The 16,209-nt window shown below is 26.6% G+C and carries 17 protein-coding genes; 6 read left to right on the forward strand and 11 right to left on the reverse strand.

Features of this window, described 5'->3' with window-relative positions:
• Positions 1–78: 78 nt before the first annotated feature.
• From EGD97_RS09110 to EGD97_RS09135, 6 genes are all read left to right on the forward strand, one after another.
• Positions 79–843 (forward strand): PTS mannose/fructose/sorbose/N-acetylgalactosamine transporter subunit IIC, encoded by a 765-nt coding sequence (locus EGD97_RS09110; RefSeq protein ID WP_127837125.1) that lies wholly within the window; start codon positions 79–81, stop codon positions 841–843.
• A gap of 14 nt (positions 844–857) precedes the next feature.
• Positions 858–1,682: a PTS system mannose/fructose/sorbose family transporter subunit IID gene (locus EGD97_RS09115; RefSeq protein ID WP_127837126.1), complete on the forward strand. Its 825-nt coding sequence runs from the start codon at positions 858–860 to the stop codon at positions 1,680–1,682.
• 44 nt (positions 1,683–1,726) lie between these two features.
• On the forward strand, positions 1,727–2,695 hold the full coding sequence (locus EGD97_RS09120; RefSeq protein ID WP_078681924.1) for an SIS domain-containing protein: 969 nt from the start codon (positions 1,727–1,729) through the stop codon (positions 2,693–2,695).
• Between the two features lie 159 nt (positions 2,696–2,854).
• Positions 2,855–5,602 (forward strand): sigma 54-interacting transcriptional regulator, encoded by a 2,748-nt coding sequence (locus tag EGD97_RS09125; RefSeq protein WP_078681923.1) that lies wholly within the window; start codon positions 2,855–2,857, stop codon positions 5,600–5,602.
• Positions 5,603–5,617: 15 nt separating this feature from the next.
• Positions 5,618–6,247 carry an HAD family hydrolase gene (locus EGD97_RS09130; protein WP_127837127.1) on the forward strand — a complete coding sequence of 210 codons (630 nt, stop codon included), beginning with the start codon at positions 5,618–5,620 and terminating at the stop codon, positions 6,245–6,247.
• Between the two features lie 251 nt (positions 6,248–6,498).
• Positions 6,499–7,353, forward strand: coding sequence for a YitT family protein (locus tag EGD97_RS09135; RefSeq protein ID WP_127837128.1), 855 nt, complete (start codon positions 6,499–6,501; stop codon positions 7,351–7,353).
• A gap of 547 nt (positions 7,354–7,900) precedes the next feature.
• On the opposite strand, the gene hisJ is transcribed toward EGD97_RS09135, so the two are convergent.
• From hisJ to hisZ, 11 genes are read right to left on the reverse strand one after another with little or no spacing between them, the layout of a single operon-like run.
• Entirely contained in the window at positions 7,901–8,761 is an 861-nt protein-coding gene (gene hisJ / locus EGD97_RS09140; RefSeq protein ID WP_228202005.1) for a histidinol-phosphatase HisJ, read from the reverse strand.
• Positions 8,745–9,080: a phosphoribosyl-ATP diphosphatase gene (hisE, locus tag EGD97_RS09145; protein WP_078681920.1), complete on the reverse strand. Its 336-nt coding sequence runs from the start codon at positions 9,078–9,080 to the stop codon at positions 8,745–8,747. The genes hisJ and hisE overlap by 17 nt, the downstream gene beginning before the upstream one ends.
• Positions 9,067–9,411, reverse strand: a complete 345-nt coding sequence (hisI, locus tag EGD97_RS09150) for a phosphoribosyl-AMP cyclohydrolase (protein ID WP_127837129.1) — start codon at positions 9,409–9,411, stop codon at positions 9,067–9,069. Before hisI ends, hisE begins: the two co-directional genes overlap by 14 nt.
• Positions 9,404–10,171, reverse strand: a complete 768-nt coding sequence (hisF, locus tag EGD97_RS09155) for an imidazole glycerol phosphate synthase subunit HisF (RefSeq protein WP_127837130.1) — start codon at positions 10,169–10,171, stop codon at positions 9,404–9,406. The genes hisI and hisF overlap by 8 nt, the downstream gene beginning before the upstream one ends.
• Positions 10,172–10,174: 3 nt before the next feature.
• Complete coding sequence (gene hisA / locus EGD97_RS09160) at positions 10,175–10,891, reverse strand: 1-(5-phosphoribosyl)-5-[(5-phosphoribosylamino)methylideneamino]imidazole-4-carboxamide isomerase (RefSeq protein WP_127837131.1); 717 nt, start codon at positions 10,889–10,891, stop codon at positions 10,175–10,177.
• Positions 10,892–10,942: 51 nt separating this feature from the next.
• Positions 10,943–11,578, reverse strand: coding sequence for an imidazole glycerol phosphate synthase subunit HisH (gene hisH / locus EGD97_RS09165; protein WP_205693980.1), 636 nt, complete (start codon positions 11,576–11,578; stop codon positions 10,943–10,945).
• 1 nt (position 11,579) lies between these two features.
• Positions 11,580–12,167: an imidazoleglycerol-phosphate dehydratase HisB gene (hisB, locus tag EGD97_RS09170; protein WP_127837132.1), complete on the reverse strand. Its 588-nt coding sequence runs from the start codon at positions 12,165–12,167 to the stop codon at positions 11,580–11,582.
• A 25-nt stretch (positions 12,168–12,192) separates the two neighbouring features.
• Positions 12,193–13,242 (reverse strand): histidinol-phosphate transaminase, encoded by a 1,050-nt coding sequence (gene hisC, locus EGD97_RS09175; RefSeq protein ID WP_127837133.1) that lies wholly within the window; start codon positions 13,240–13,242, stop codon positions 12,193–12,195.
• On the reverse strand, positions 13,242–14,534 hold the full coding sequence (gene hisD / locus EGD97_RS09180; RefSeq protein ID WP_127837134.1) for a histidinol dehydrogenase: 1,293 nt from the start codon (positions 14,532–14,534) through the stop codon (positions 13,242–13,244). The genes hisC and hisD overlap by 1 nt, the downstream gene beginning before the upstream one ends.
• Positions 14,535–14,558: 24 nt before the next feature.
• Positions 14,559–15,200, reverse strand: a complete 642-nt coding sequence (hisG, locus tag EGD97_RS09185; RefSeq protein ID WP_127837135.1) for an ATP phosphoribosyltransferase — start codon at positions 15,198–15,200, stop codon at positions 14,559–14,561.
• Between the two features lie 17 nt (positions 15,201–15,217).
• Positions 15,218–16,198 (reverse strand): ATP phosphoribosyltransferase regulatory subunit, encoded by a 981-nt coding sequence (gene hisZ / locus EGD97_RS09190; RefSeq protein WP_164850195.1) that lies wholly within the window; start codon positions 16,196–16,198, stop codon positions 15,218–15,220.
• Positions 16,199–16,209 lie beyond the last annotated feature (11 nt).

Here is a 16,209-nt window from a genome sequence, read left to right on the forward strand (position 1 = left end):
TATAAGTAATGTTCGGTAGAGAATAGATATGTTTTCTATCAAATGTTACTAACAATATTATATGAGGGAGGATATAAAATGTTACTAAAATCTATATTGATTGCTTTGATTGGCGTATTCTGTATATTAGATTCAAGACTTTTAGGAAGATTAAATTTTGAAAGACCTCTTATTGTAAGTACTTTAGTTGGAATTGTTTTAGGAGATATTCAAAAAGGTTTAATGGTTGGAGCCTCTCTTGAACTAATAGCATTAGGATTGGTAAATATAGGTGCTGCTGCACCTCCAGATATGAATATGGCATCTATAATAGCAACAGCATTTGCTATTTTATCAAATGCAAATGCACAAACTGCATTAACAATTGCTATTCCAATAGCAATATTAGGTCAAATGTTAGGAATTTTAATGAGGACTATTCTTTCTAATTTAACACATAGAGCTGATTATCTTATTGAAAAAGAAGAATATGAAAAGGCTCGCAGAATTCATATTCTTTGGGGAACAGTTTTATATTCTTTAATGTATTTTATTCCTATTTTTCTAGCTATATATTTTGGAACAGATTTGGTAAAAGATATTGTAAATGTTATACCTAATTGGCTTATAGATGGGTTAACTTTAGCAAGTAAGATTTTACCAGCTTATGGATTTGCTTTATTGCTTAATATAATGCTTTCTGCAAAAATGTTACCTTTTTTATTAATAGGCTTTTTTATTACTGCATATTCAAATTTAAGTGTAACTGGTATAGCTATTTTTGCTTGTTTATTTGCATTTATATTATCTGAATTTAAGTTTAAAAATGATAAACCAGAAGACACATTAGATAGTTTAGATTGATTGGAGGGATAAAAATGAAAAAAGAGTTAAAAGAAAAAGATAAAAATAAATGGAAATATAGAAAATTTTTCTGGCGTTCTTGGGCTATTCAAGCTTCTTGGAATTATGAAAGACAAATGAATATGGGATTTTTATATGGTATTGCCCCTATTTTAGATAATATATATAAAAATCCAAAAGACTCTGAATTAAAAAAACAAGCATATAAAAGACATATGGAATTTTATAATTGTACACCTCAAACAAGTGCTTTTGTATTAGGTTTAACTGCAGCTATGGAAGAAAAATATTATGAAGATAAGGATAATTTCAATCCAGAATCAATTAATGCAATGAAAACATCATTAATGGGACCATTATCAGGTATAGGAGATTCTTTTTTTCAAGGTACTATTCGTGTATTAGCTTTTGGGTTGGGGATTAATTTAGCTCAGCAAGGAAATATTTTAGGACCTATTTTAGCGATGATAATATCTTTTATACCATCTTATTTGGTTACTTATTATGGTGGGAAAATAGGGTATTTAATGGGTACTAAGTATTTAACCAAATTATACAAAGAAAATCTTATGGATAAAGTTATGTATATTTGTTCTGTAGTAGGATTAATGGTTATTGGCTCTATGATGGCAAGTATGATTGGTATAACAACACCTATTAAATTTGGGAAAACATTTGTATTACAAGATATTCTAAATGGAATTGTACCTCAAATTATTCCTTTAAGTGTTACTTTCTCATTATATTGGCTTTTAAAAAAGAAAGTTCCAACTGGATGGATGCTCACTATTTGTATTGTAGGGGGAATAATTTTAAGTTTGTTAGGTATTTTTAAATAAAAATTAAAAATATATAAATAAAAATAAATGGGAGGAATTTAAAAATGGATCCAAAACAAATTATTAAAGAGATAAAGGAAAAACAAGATAATATTAAAAGTGTAATTTTTGTAGGCTGTGGTGCATCTAAAGCTGATTTATATCCAGCTAAGTATTTTTTAGATAACAATGCTAAAAATTTACGAGTTAGTCATTTTACAGCAAATGAATTTAATTATGCTACTCCAGTTGCAGTAGATGAAACTGCTATAGTTATTACTGCTTCACTAGGAGGAACAACTCCAGAAACTGTAGAAGCTACAGCTAAAGCAAAAGCTATGGGTGCACATGTAATTAGTTTAACACGTTGTGTAAATTCTCCAATAGCTAATAATGCAGACTATACTATATATCATAGATTTGCTGAGAGCTATTCTGCAAAATTAGAAAAAATGGGATATGCTTTAGAATTAGCAGTAGAAATATTAAATCAATATGAAGGATATGAATACTATGAAGATATGAAGACTGGTTTTAGTAAAATATATGATTTAGCTGATAAGGCTGCAAAATCAGTAGTAAGTGATGCTAAAAAATTTGCTCAAGAATATAAAGATGCTCCTATTATTTATGTTATGAGTAGTGGTGCTACTCATGAAGTTGCATATGCTACGTCAATTTGTTTAATGATGGAAATGCAATGGATTAATTCAGGTACATTCCATTCAGGAGAATTTTTTCATGGACCATTTGAAATAGTAGATAAAGATGTTCCATTTATATTATTAATGAATGATGGAAGAACTCGTAAAATAGATTCACGTGCATTAACATTTTTAAAAAGATTTGAAGCAAAAACAACGGTTATAGATGCTTTAGATTATGGGTTATCCTCAGTTATTTCAAATAATGTAGTTGATTATTTTAATCCTATGTTAATTACAGCAGTATTTCGTGTTTATGCAGAAGAACTTTCTTATGTTAGACAGCATCCATTAACTAAAAGAAGATATATGTGGAAATTAGAATATTAAAATAAAGAGCTATTAATTTAGCAAAGAAATCGAAAATTTTCGGTTTCTTTGCTTTTTAAGTATTAAAGTGTAAAATATAATAATACAAAAAATTAAAAGTTATTTATATAAAATGCTATTAGAAATTAAATTTGATGTTTGTAGAAAGAGGTGCTTTATATGGAAAAAGATTTATATAGCTATCTTAAAGAAATTACTAAAATTTTTAACAAAGATAATTTAAAACTTTTTTCTGCAAATTCAATTGCTGAGAATATTAACTTAAGTAGAAGTACAGTAAGTAGTTATTTAAATAAGGGAGTAAAACAGGGAAGTATAATAAAAATCAAAGAATATCCAGTAATTTTCTTAGATAAGGAAATTTTTTCAAAAATATATTTTAAGATAACAGCTAATGAATATGAGTCTTTAGAAGATTTATTTAATGAAGGTAAGAAAATAAAAAATAAAGATCCATTAAGTAATGTTATTGGAGCAAAAGGAAGCTTAAAGGAGCAGATTGAACAAATAAAAACTGCAGTTTTATATCCTGAACATGGACTACCTATAATGCTGTTAGGGCCTAGTGGTTCAGGAAAAACATATTTAGCAAAATGTATTTATGATTATTGTATACAAAAGAAATTAATTGGTGAAAAAGCTCCTTTTATTTCTTTAAATTGTGCACAATACTATCATAATCCAGAGTTACTATCAAGCTTGTTATTTGGATATACTAAAGGAGCTTTCACAGGAGCAGATAAAGATAAAAAAGGACTTCTCGAAAACGCAGATGGAGGAGTATTATTTCTTGATGAAGTACATCGTTTAACAAACGAAGGACAAGAAAAATTATTTACATTTATGGATTCAGGTGAATATTCACCTATAGGTGATAATAGTGTTAAGAAAAAGTCTAATGTAAGATTAATTTTTGCAACAACAGAATCTATACAATCAACATTTTTACCAACATTTATTCGTAGATTGCCTGTTATAGTAAGTATACCTGGTTTTTCAGAAAGAACTCAACAAGAAAAACTTGAATTAATAGATAGTTTCTTTTTAAAAGAGAGTGAAATATTAAAAAGAACAATAGAAGTTTCTAAGCAAGTAATATCTTTTTTATTATCAAGTAACTATGATGGAAATGTTGGTAAAATAAAAAATATTATAAAATATAGTTGTGGCAAAAGTTATGCAAGAATGAAAAATACTGATGTAATAAAAGTTCGTATTACTGATTTACCAGTTGATTGTGAAGAACATATAAAAGAAAATATAAATCATAAATTTTTAAATCGATATCAAGATAGAAGTTATGATTATAAGAATCCAGAATTATTAAATATAAATAGTAGAGAACAGAAAAATATAACAATAACATATTTTAAATTTATTGAAGAGTTTAAACAAGTTGAATATGGAAATATAACTAAAGAACAATATATTAATAAAATGATGACAAATGTAAATTTATTATTAGATGATTTAGTATTTAATAATGAATTGGCTAAAAATGAAAGTTTATTTTCTATGATATCTTTTAATATTAGATTTACATTTAAATATATGGAAGAAAATTATGGGTTTAAGCAAGATGGTAATAAAATTCTTTCTATTGCAAATTTATTATATTTTAAGGAAGAGAAAGAAATTTTAATTAATCATCCAGATTGGAATACTATAAAACCTAAATTAATTATATTTATTAATTCATATATGAAAAATGCTGTATATTTAGCAAAGATTATATTAAAGAATTTAAGTGAACAATTGGATTATCAATTTTTAGATGAAGATTTAATTTTTATTTCATTTTATTTAAACAGTACAAATATGCAAAACATAAAAGGTGAAATAAATAGTATAATTTTAGCTCATGGTTATTCAACAGCAAGTAGTATGGCAAATGTAGCTAATAGATTATTAAAGAAAAACCTTTTTCAAGCAATAGATATGCCTATTAATACTACTATAGATGATATAGAAAATAAAGTTATAGATTTTATTGATAATAATATAGTAGAGAATGGATTAATTTTATTAGTTGATATGGGCTCTCTTTCTGATTTAAGTACTAGATTAAAAGATAAAATAAAATGTCCAATGTTAATAATAGATTATGTATCTACACCATTAGTATTAGAAATAGGAAGCTTATTACTTCAAGGGAAAAATATAAATGAAATTAGTGATGAAATATTAAAAAATGTTAGAATTAATAAACAATTAATATATCCAATTGGTAACAAGAAAAAAGCTATTTTAACTTGTTGCTATACAGGAATAGGAAGTGCGATTCAAATCCAAGAGATACTTCAAAAAAGTTTAAGATATGATGATAAATCTTTTGTTATTATTCCTTATGATTACAAAAAATTACAACAAAATAAACAAAAAGAATTGCCATTTCAAATATATGATATTTTGGCTATTATAGGAACTGCAGATCCTAAAATTGATGGAATTAATTATATTGGATTAGATCAATTAATAAATGGTGAAGAAATTCAAAAGCTTATTAATATATTAAAAGATAACTTTGAATTTGATGAACAACAATTAAAGAAGGAACTAGTATTTAACTTTTCTATAAAGAAAATTGTAGAGAATTTAACAATTCTGGATCCAAATAAAATATTGAGATTTGTGGAAAAAGCAACTGATAAAATAGAAGAAAATTTAAATATTAAATTATCAAATAATAGAAGATTTTTACTTTATGTACATTCTTGTTGTATGGTTGAAAGAATTTTAAGGAAAGAAAATGTTGATGAACAAAATGATATTAATGAGTTTTTAGAAAAAGAAAAAAGAAGGGTAGAAATAATTAGATATTGTTTTTCTGAAATAGAAAAAGAATATACAATTAAAATCTCAGATCCAGAAATTCGTTTAATTTGTGATATTATATTTAGCGATTAAAAAGGGGGAATTAATTTGAAAAAAGCTGTTATTTTTGACATGGATGGAGTTTTAATAAATAGTGAATATTTTTATTTTAAAAGGAGGATGGATTTTTTTGATAGTTTAGGAATAGAGCCAGCAACACGTAATTTTAAAGATTTTGTTGGATTGAGTGATAGGATGATTTGGGAAAAATTAGTGCCAAATGATTTTATTAAGCGTAAATTGCTTAAAGAAAAGTACATTAAATATAGAGAAATAAATAAGATCGAATTTAAAAAAGTGTTAAATAATTCAGTTGAATATGTATTTATGGAGTTAAAAAAAAGAGAAATAAAAGTAGCAATTGCATCTTCTTCAGAAAAAAAAGAAATATTTAGAATGATTAATGAATGTGAATTAGAAAAATATATAGATTTTGTAATTAGTGGAGAAGAGTGTATTGAAAGCAAGCCAAATCCTGATATATATATAAAAACAATTAAAGCTTTAAATATATTACCAAAAGAAGCATTAGCAATAGAAGACTCTTTACTAGGTATTCAGTCAGCTAAGGCTGCAGGATTAGAAGTTGTAGCATTATATCAAAAGGATTACGATTTAGATCAATCACAAGCCCGATATAAAATTAAGGACTTAAAAGAAATAATTGAATTAATTTAATCTATTTTGCATAAATAAAGTTAATATACAAACATATGAAAGATTTATTTCACATTTATATGAAAAACCAATAAAAATGAATTATATCTATCAAAATTAAAGTATAATTGCTGTAAATTCATTCTAACAAGTTTGAAAGATAATAAGGTTTAATATATTATTAATAGTAGCAGGTGCTTATTTATAAATTTTGAATAATATAGTATTTATTACAATTTATTATAAAAGTATAAAGAGAGAAGGTTTTTTAAGTGTTAAATGTGAATAAAAATCTCATTAAAAGAATACTTACGGTAAGCCTTGGAAGCTTAATTTATGCATTAGCTATAAATATATTTATAGCTCCTCATAAGCTTTTAAGTGGAGGAATTGCAGGAATTTCACTTTTAGTGCAATACATTACAAAAGTACCATCAGGATATTGGGTTTTTATATTAAACATACCTATATTTATATTGGGACTTAAAAAGATAGATAAGGATTTTGTATTCTTTAGTATGATAGGTATGCTTACAATGTCTATATTTCTTGTATTAACTAAAGATATAAGCAGATTAATTATAGTAAATGATTTATTTATTTCAACATTATTTGGAGCCGTATTTAGCGGAATAGGTATGGGGTTAATATTCAAAAGCAGAGCATCACAGGGAGGAACTGACATAATAGCAGTTATCATAAGAAATAAAAATGGAGTTAAAATGTCTGATTTATATTTTATTTTAAATGGGACTATAGCTTTTTTGGGAATATTTTTTACTAGTATTGAACTTACTCTTTATACAATACTTTTAATGTTTATTAAATCTTTAGTAATAGATAAGGTTACAGAAGGTTTTGATCATAAAAAAATTGTTATTATAATTACACAAAAGGAAAAAGAAGTGTCCAATCTTATAATGGATGAAACTGGAAGAGGCACTACTTATTTATATGGAGAAGGAGCATATTCAGGAGAAAAGAAAAAGGTAATATATAGCTTAATGACTACAAAAGAACTAAATGATGTTAAAAAATTAATTGAAAAGATTGATCCAACATCACTTATTTCTATTTCAGAAGCAGAAGAAATAACAGGCAAAGGATTTTTGAAACCTGTTTTATAAAATATATTAAAAATATTAGAATGATTATGCTGATTAAATTACAAAGTTTTAATTATGTAATTTAATCAGCATTTTTTAATTGTTTTTAATTGCAGCTTCCACCTGAATTATCAGGATTGTATATATCAAAAGAGTCGCCAAAAAGTCCTTTTCTATGAATTATTTTTGTGTTATTAAATATAAATGAAATGTCTTTTTCGGCTACAAATTTAATACCATCAACTTCTATAAAATCATCATTTTCAGTTTGTTCATCCAGAACAACTCCAAAGGATGGGCCGCCTCAGCCAAAGCCTTTTATAGAAAGTCTAACTGCACTTTTGTTTCTTTTTTTTAGATTTTCAAGTAAAGCTTTTTTTGTCTCTTCGTCTATAATAATATTCATTAAAAATCCTCCCTTCATTAAGACTAAGATATAAACTTTACCCTATAGGGGTATTATAGATATATTATATTATTCTACATTTAGTATGTCAAATATTTTTATAATATATTTATGATAGTGATTTTAATGATTAAAATAATTAAAAATTATAATACTCTAACATTATTTTATTTTTTTCTTTATCCAATGTCCTTTATCCATTTCGTAAATATATTCATATCCTGCATTTTTTATTAAATCCAATGCCTCTTCAAAGTAAAAATTAAGATTTTTTGGGAAATGAGCATCAGAATTAAGAACTATTGGTATATCCATATCACAACACTTTTTTAATATCCAAAAGCTAGGGTAGGGAGTGCTTAAATAACCTCTTGCTATAGCTCCTGTATTTACTTCTAAAAGAGTACCGGAATTTTTTATAACATTTAATGTTTTAGATATTTCTTCTTTATACCAAAATTCTTCTTCGTTAAAATGATTATTATTATGTTTTCTAATTAAATCTAAATGGCCTAATATATCAGGTTTATGTTCACAAAGCATTTTTCTTATAAGTCTATAATATTCACAAATAAAATCTTTAATATTACCATTAAAAAATATGTTAATAATTTTTTCGTATTCTTCTAAAGTATTATCTACAGGAAGATAACATTCTGTATTTTTATCTTTTATAAAATGTACAGAACCTATTGTATAATCAAGATTTAAATTTTTAAATTCCAAAGAATCTGGACCTAATATGTTTTCAATATAGTCAACTTCTAATCCACAGTATATATCTATTTGATTTTTATATTTTTCTTTAAGAACTGTTATTTCATTTATATAATTTATTAAATCTTCTTTTTTCATGTTACAGTCATTAGAAAAAGGAAGGGGAGCATGACTTGAAAAACCTAAAGATTTAAATCCTATTTTAATTGCTTCTTTTACATAATCTTCAAGACTCCCATGTCCATCGCAGAATATACAATGGGTATGATAGTTAGATTGAGGCTTAAATTTAACTATTTTTATCAACTCCAATTCTTTCAGGTTTTTTATTACCTGTTTTTTCTCTTCTTTTTGATAGTTCTTTTTCTATATCTTCTAATTTTATATTTTGTTCAACCATTAATACAAGAATATGATATATTAAATCAGATATTTCATATATGATTTCATTTTTATTATTATTTTTACTTCCTATTATAACTTCTGAACATTCCTCACCAACTTTTTTTAAAATTTTATCTAAACCTTTTTCAAAAAGGTAGCTTGTATAAGAATTTTCTCCAGGATTTATTTTTCTATCTTCTATTATTTCATATAAATCTTTAATTACATTATTTTGATTCATAAATATTCTCCTTTATATTAATTTCTCTATAAAAACAGGTTCTATTTCCAGTATGACAGGCTGCACCTATTTGATCAACTTTAATAAGAAGAGTATCGCCATCACAATCATAATTTATGCTTTTTACATATTGGAAATGACCTGAAGTTTCTCCTTTATTCCAAAGTTTTTGCCTAGAACGACTAAAAAACCATGTTGTACCTGTTTCTAATGTTTTTTTTAAAGATTCTTCGTTCATGTAAGCAAGCATAAGAACTTCATTATTATTAAAGTCTTGAATAATTGCTGGGATAAGTCCTTTTTGAAAGTCTATTTCATATTTATCAAGCATTTAATCTTACCTCCAATCCTTCTTTAGCAAGATAATTTTTAACTTGACCTATAGTAAGCTCTCTATAATGGAATAAAGATGCAGCAAGAGCAGCATCTGCTTTGGTATTTTTAAAAACTTCTGCAAAATGTTCAAGTTTCCCGCAGCCTCCTGAAGCAATTACAGGTATGTTTACACTTTCTGATATTATTTTAGTAAATTCTATATCATAACCATTTTTTGTACCGTCAGCATCCATACTTGTTAAAAGTATCTCTCCTGATCCTAAAGATTCAACTTTTTTTGCCCATTCAACTGCGTCAAGACCTGTATCTATTCTTCCTCCGTTTATATATACATTCCATCCACTACCGTCTTCTCTTTTCTTACCATCTATAGCTGTAACAACACATTGACTGCCAAATTTTCTAGAAGCTTCTTTTATTAAAGAAGGATTTTTAATAGCAGCAGAATTTACAGATACCTTATCAGCTCCGGCTCTTAATATATCTTTAAAATCATCTATAGTTCTAATGCCTCCTCCAACTGTAAGAGGAATAAAAACTTTTTCTGCAGTTTTTTCAACTACATCTATCATAGTTTTTCTTCCTTCATAAGTTGCACTTATATCAAGGAATACAATTTCATCTGCTCCTTCTTTGTTATAAAATTCTGCAATTTCTACAGGATCGCCAACATCTTTTAGGTTAACAAAATTTACGCCTTTGACCACTCTTCCCATGTTTACATCAAGACATGGTATTATTCTTTTAGTTAACATTATTTACTCCCTCCCTAAAGCAATGGCGTCTTTTAAAGATATACTTTTGCTATATAATGCTTTACCAATTATTGCCCCATAAATATTCATATTTTTTAATATTTTAATATCCTCAATATCTTTAACTCCACCTGATGCTATTATATTGCAGGAAACTTTTTCGTTTAAAATACCAGTAGCTTCAAAATTTGGTCCTTTAAGTGTTCCATCTCTTCTTATGTCTGTAAAAATTATAGTTTTCACACCTATATCTTCCATGGTTTTTGCAAAATCAATATAGTTTGTCTGGCTTACTTTAAGCCAGCCATGAGTAGCAACATATCCGTCCTTTGCGTCTATACCTACAGCTATGTGGTCTGTGAAATTTTTTACGGCTTCTTTTACAAGTGAAAGATTACTTAAAGCAGCTGTTCCCAATATAACTCTATCTAGACCGCTTTCTATAAGTTTTTCAATTGTCTTAATATCTCTTATGCCTCCTCCAAGCTGTATTTTAAGATTTGTTTCTTTGATAACATTTTTTATTACATCTATATTTTTTATATCTCCTTCTAAAGCTCCATCTAAATCTACCATATGTATGTATTCAGCACCCTGAGCTTTAAAGTCTAAAGCTACATCTAAAGGATTTTCACCAACAACTTCAGATGTTGAAAAATCTCCTTGATATAATCTTACACATTTACCGCCTTTTAAATCCATTGCAGGGAATATTATCATATTAGTTCTCCTTTCAGTGGAAAATAAATTAATTAAATATTTTTAATTAATTTATAAGTTAGTTTTTTTAAAATTATTAACCAGCTTATTAAAATTTCTAAGTATTTGCATTCCAACCTCTCCGCTTTTTTCAGGATGAAATTGAATACCGAATATATTATTTTTACAAACTATAGCTGGAATATCTATGCCATATTCAGTATAAGCTTTTAATATGCCATCTTCTTCTATTTTAGCAAAGTAAGAATGTACAAAATATACGAAAGAATCTTCTTTAACACCTTCTAAAAGAGGACAATCTGATTGAAATTTTAAATTGTTCCATCCCATATGAGGTACTTTTACATCTTTTTTTATTTCTAAAATCTTACCTTTAAAAAAGCCAAAGCCTTTAGTATCTGTAATTTCACAGCTTTCTTCAAAGAAAAGCTGCATACCAAGACATATTCCTAAAATAGGTTTTCCAATTTTAGCTTCTTTTTTTATTAATTCATAAAGTCCATTTTTCCTTAAACTTTCCATAGCATCAGGAAAAGCTCCAACTCCAGGAACTATAATACCTGCACTTTTTTCTATATCTTCTTTTTTGTCTGAAATAAATGAATCTATATTTAAGAAAGTTAATGCCTTTTGGACACTTTTTAAATTTCCCATGCCATAATCAATTATAGCTATCAAATTTTTCACCTCACAATACACCTTTTGTAGACATAACACCTTTAATTTTTTCATCTATAGTTATTGCTTCTTTTAATGCTCTTCCTAATGCTTTAAATAAAGCTTCTGCCATATGATGATTATTTTTACCATAAAGAATTCTAGCATGAAGAGTTATTCCAGCATTAAAAGCAAAAGCTCTAAAAAATTCTTCTACCATTTCTGTATCAAAATTTCCTAATTTATCTACTGTAAAGTCTGCATCAAAAACTAAAAAAGGTCTTGAACTTATGTCCAAATGAACTTCGGCTAATGTTTCATCCATAGGGACAAAACTTGTTCCATATCTTTTTATAGAAACTTTGTTTTTTAAAGCTTCTTTTAAAGCACTTCCTAAAACTATACCTATGTCTTCAATAGTATGGTGACTATCAACATCTAAATCTCCTTGAGCATTTATATCTAAATCTAATTGACCATGTTTTGTAAAAAGAGTAAGCATATGATCAAAAAATCCTATTCCTGTACTTCCTTTAAAAATACCTTCGCCATCTAAATTTAAACTTAACTTTATATTTGTTTCCAATGTTTTTCTCTGGATTTCTGTTTTTCTATTCATATAATCACCTTAAAATAAATAATAATTAATTTTCGCATATAGAATTAATAAAAGCTTCATTTTCTTTTCTGCTTCCAACAGTAATTCTTAAACAATTTTTTAATCGTGGGTTTCCAAAGCTTTTAATACTTATTGAAGCATTGAGTGCTTTTTCTTTTAAATCATGAGTACAATTTCCTTCTACAAGTATAAAATTTGCGGATGTTTCATAAATTTTTATACCTTTAATTTTTTTTAGAGCATTATATAAATAATCTCTTTCTTTTAAAATAATATTAATATTATTTTTAATAAAATCAGGATTTCTTAAAATTACTGCTGCTACAGATTGAGTGATAGAATTAACATTAAAAGGTGGTTTAGCTTTTTTTATTTCACTTAAAAGAATCTCATTTGTAATCAAAAATCCAAGTCTTAATGCTGCAAGACCAAGTGCTTTAGAACAGGTCCTTAATATTATTAAATTTTCGTAAGTATTTATTTTATCAATAATAGTTTGACCATAAAATTCATAATAAGCTTCATCAATTACGACTATGGAATTAGTATTTTCAATTATATTAAGTAAATCTTTTTTAGGAATAACTCCTCCAGTTGGATTGTTTGGATTTGATATAAAAACAAGTTTTACATTTTCTATATTAGCTTTTTCTATAAAAGCAGTTGTATCTAATTTAAAATTACTATCTAATTCAAATTCAATATGTATGCCGCCTGCAAGTTTTGTATATATTTCATACATAGAAAAATCAGGGCTTAAAGTCATAACTTTATCTTTATAACCTATAAATGCATTTATAATAATTTGAATAAGTTCATCTGAACCATTGCCAGCTATTATATTTTTAAAATTAGTTCCAGCATATTTTCCATAAAGTCTGCATATTTCTTCAGAACTTGGATCTGGATATCTATTAAAAAGAGTTTTTTCTATAGAATCTAAAAGTTCTTTTTTTAATTCTTTTGGAAAATTTAAAAAGCTTTCATTAGCATCTAATTTTATGTTACAGGTATTTTTTTCTGTTTCATATGGCTTAAATGTTTTTAAATCTTCTCTAAAAAATTTATTAATCATTATTCAAACCTCACTTTAATGGAATTAGCATGAGCAGTTAATTTTTCAGTTTCTGCAAGTTTTATTATATCGTCTTTTAAATCTTTTAATGCAGAATTAGTATAATAAATATAGCTTGATTTTTTAATAAAATCATCTACAGAAAGTGGAGAGAAAAATCTTGCTGTACCACTTGTTGGGAGTACATGATTAGGTCCTGCCATGTAATCTCCAAGAGGTTCTGGAGAGTATGCTCCAAGGAATATTGAACCTGCATTTTTTATATCTCCTAATATCTCAAATGGTTTTTCAGTCATAACTTCAAGATGCTCTGGAGCTATGTAATTTGCAATTTTTAAGGCTTCATCTAAAGAATCTACAATTATAATAGCTCCATAATTTTCAAGAGATTTTTTTATTATTTCTTTTCTTTCTAAATTTTCTATTTGTCTTTCAAGTTCAATTTTTACATTTTGAGCTAAATTTTTAGATGTTGTAACTAAAATAGAAGAAGCAAGTACATCATGTTCAGCTTGAGACATTAAATCTGCAGCTAAAAATTTAGAGTCAGCAGTTTCATCTGCTATTATAAGTATTTCACTTGGACCTGCAATCATATCAATATCAACAAAGCCGTAGACGCTTCTTTTAGCCATTGCAACAAATATGTTACCTGGACCTACTATTTTATCTACCTTTTCAATTCTTTCAGTACCAAATGCAAGAGCACCGATAGCTTGAGCTCCTCCTGCTTTAATTATTGTGTCTACTCCAGCAATATGAGCTGCAACTAAGATATTTGGATTTATGCTTCCATCTTTTAAAGGAGGGGTAGTCATTGTTATATTCTTAACTCCAGCAACTTTTGCTGGAACTGCATTCATTATAACTGATGAAGGATAAGCGGCAGTACCTCCAGGTACATATATACCTACTTTTTCAAGAGGCCTTATAGTCTGTCCTAATATAACTCCTTTATCTTTTGTGGTTATAAAAGAATTTCTTTTTTGTTTTTCATGAAAGTATTCAATGTTTTCTTTAGATTTTTTTATAGCACCAATAAATTTGTCATCTACTTTTTTAAAAGCTTCTTCAATTTCTTGTTTAGATACTATAAAATTATTTAAGTTAATATTTGTACTATCAAATTTTTTTGTATATTCAATTAAGGCTTTATCACCATTATTTTTTACATCTTCTAAAATGTCAGAAACTTTATTTATTACATCACTTTGAACCTGTTCAGCTCTTTTTTTTAGAGAAGATATATAATTTTTACCTTCATAACTATTACCATAAATAATATTTATCATCATAACCCTCCTTGTTTTTATATGCTATTTTACATTTTCATCAACATATTTTTGTACTTTTTCTATAAGAGTTCCAATTTTGTTTTTATTTATCTTCATACTTGCTCTATTAACTATCATTCGAGCACTTATATCGCATATTTTTTCTATTATAATAAGTCCATTTTCTTTAAGAGTTGTTCCAGTTTCTACAATATCTACAATAGCATCTGAAAGGCCAAGTATAGGAGCTAATTCAACAGATCCTTCTATTTTTATTAACTCAACATCTTCTCCTTTGCTTCTAAAGAAATTTCTTGCTACATTAGGATATTTTGTTGCAATTCTTTTTCTTTTAAGACTAGTATAATTTTTATAATCAGGAAGTGCTGCTACATTAAAGCTGCATCTTCCAAACTTTAAATCTACAACTTCATAAAAATTTTTTTCTTGCTCTAAAAGAGTATCTTTACCTACTATACCTATATCAGCAGCGCCATATTCAACATAAGTAAGAACATCAGTAGACTTTACCAAAACAAATTCGATGTTATTTTTATCATCTTTAAAAATAAGTTTTCTTCCTTTATCTTTTAGCTCTGTACAATCAATTCCGATATTTTCAAACATATTAATTGAAAATTTTTCAAGTCTGCCTTTAGTAAGTGCAATTCTTATATTTTTCATACTATCTCTCCTGTAATTTATATTTCATAATCTTTTATATTGTCTATATTTATTCCAAAGCCAGCTGCAGGAATATCTTCACCAAATTGAGCTATAAGGCTGTCATAGCGCCCTCCACTTAAAATTTCAGCACCAGTTTTTTTGCTATAAGCTTTAAAAGTCATTCCTGTATAGTAATTTATGTGTTGAACCATACCTAAATCTATTGATAAAAATTTACTCAAACCGAAAGTTTCTAATTTTTTGTATATATCAGAAATATTTTTTAAAGCTTTAAGAGCTTTTTCATTATTTGTCAAGCTTTTAGCTTTTTCAAGTATTTCAATACCGCCAAAAAGTTTAGGAAGCTTTTTTAAAATTTCTGCATTTTTGTGAAGTTTATCTTTGTTATAATAAGCAAAATCTTCAAGTGCGGTAAAATTTTTATTTTCTACTAATCTCCTGAGTTTTTCCAAATCTTCTTCACAAAGATCTATATCTTCAATTAAATACTTAAAAAAATCAGCTTGACCAAGTTCTATTTCAAAATCTTTAATTCCAATAGAAAGAAGAGATTTTATAGCTGTTATTATAACCTCTAAATCAGCTTCTACTCCAGAAGCACCAATTATTTCTATTCCAGATTGAGTTATTTCGCTAAGTTTACCGCCTAAAGATTCATTCATTCTAAATATATTTCCACTATAACAGATTTTTAAAGGATAATTTGCTCCTTTAAGTCTTGTTGCTGCAATTCTAGCTATTGGAGTTGTCATATCAGGTCTTAAAACTAATATCCTACCGTTATTATCAAAAAGTTTATACATTTTTTCTTGCTCTATAGAAAGGTTGTCTAAATGAAATACATCATAAAATTCTAAAGTAGGGGTAATGACCTCTTGAAAGCCATTTTCTAAATAAAAATTTCTAAGTGTATTAATTATATCTATTTTTTTTGTGCACTCATCAAATAATAAATCTCTTGTACCTTCGGGTATGTATTTTTTCCACTTACTCAAAATAGTACACT

It is taken from the genome of Clostridium prolinivorans, from assembly GCF_004011155.1.
Classification (GTDB): domain Bacteria; phylum Bacillota; class Clostridia; order Clostridiales; family Clostridiaceae; genus Clostridium_AT; species Clostridium_AT prolinivorans.

Excerpts from the sequence above, each read along its gene's own strand:
- hisI (WP_127837129.1), bottom strand. The coding sequence starts at position 9,411 with ATGCTTGATAAATATGAAATAGACTTTCAAAAAGGACTTATCCCAGCA.
- hisA (WP_127837131.1), bottom strand. The coding sequence starts at position 10,891 with ATGATAATATTCCCTGCAATGGATTTAAAAGGCGGTAAATGTGTAAGA.
- EGD97_RS09120 (WP_078681924.1), top strand. The coding sequence starts at position 1,727 with ATGGATCCAAAACAAATTATTAAAGAGATAAAGGAAAAACAAGATAAT.
- hisB (WP_127837132.1), bottom strand. The coding sequence starts at position 12,167 with ATGAATAGAAAAACAGAAATCCAGAGAAAAACATTGGAAACAAATATA.
- EGD97_RS09125 (WP_078681923.1), top strand. The coding sequence starts at position 2,855 with ATGGAAAAAGATTTATATAGCTATCTTAAAGAAATTACTAAAATTTTT.
- hisD (WP_127837134.1), bottom strand. The coding sequence starts at position 14,534 with ATGATAAATATTATTTATGGTAATAGTTATGAAGGTAAAAATTATATA.
- hisE (WP_078681920.1), bottom strand. The coding sequence starts at position 9,080 with ATGAATCAAAATAATGTAATTAAAGATTTATATGAAATAATAGAAGAT.
- hisC (WP_127837133.1), bottom strand. The coding sequence starts at position 13,242 with ATGATTAATAAATTTTTTAGAGAAGATTTAAAAACATTTAAGCCATAT.
- hisF (WP_127837130.1), bottom strand. The coding sequence starts at position 10,171 with ATGTTAACTAAAAGAATAATACCATGTCTTGATGTAAACATGGGAAGA.
- EGD97_RS09110 (WP_127837125.1), top strand. The coding sequence starts at position 79 with ATGTTACTAAAATCTATATTGATTGCTTTGATTGGCGTATTCTGTATA.
- EGD97_RS09115 (WP_127837126.1), top strand. The coding sequence starts at position 858 with ATGAAAAAAGAGTTAAAAGAAAAAGATAAAAATAAATGGAAATATAGA.
- hisG (WP_127837135.1), bottom strand. The coding sequence starts at position 15,200 with ATGAAAAATATAAGAATTGCACTTACTAAAGGCAGACTTGAAAAATTT.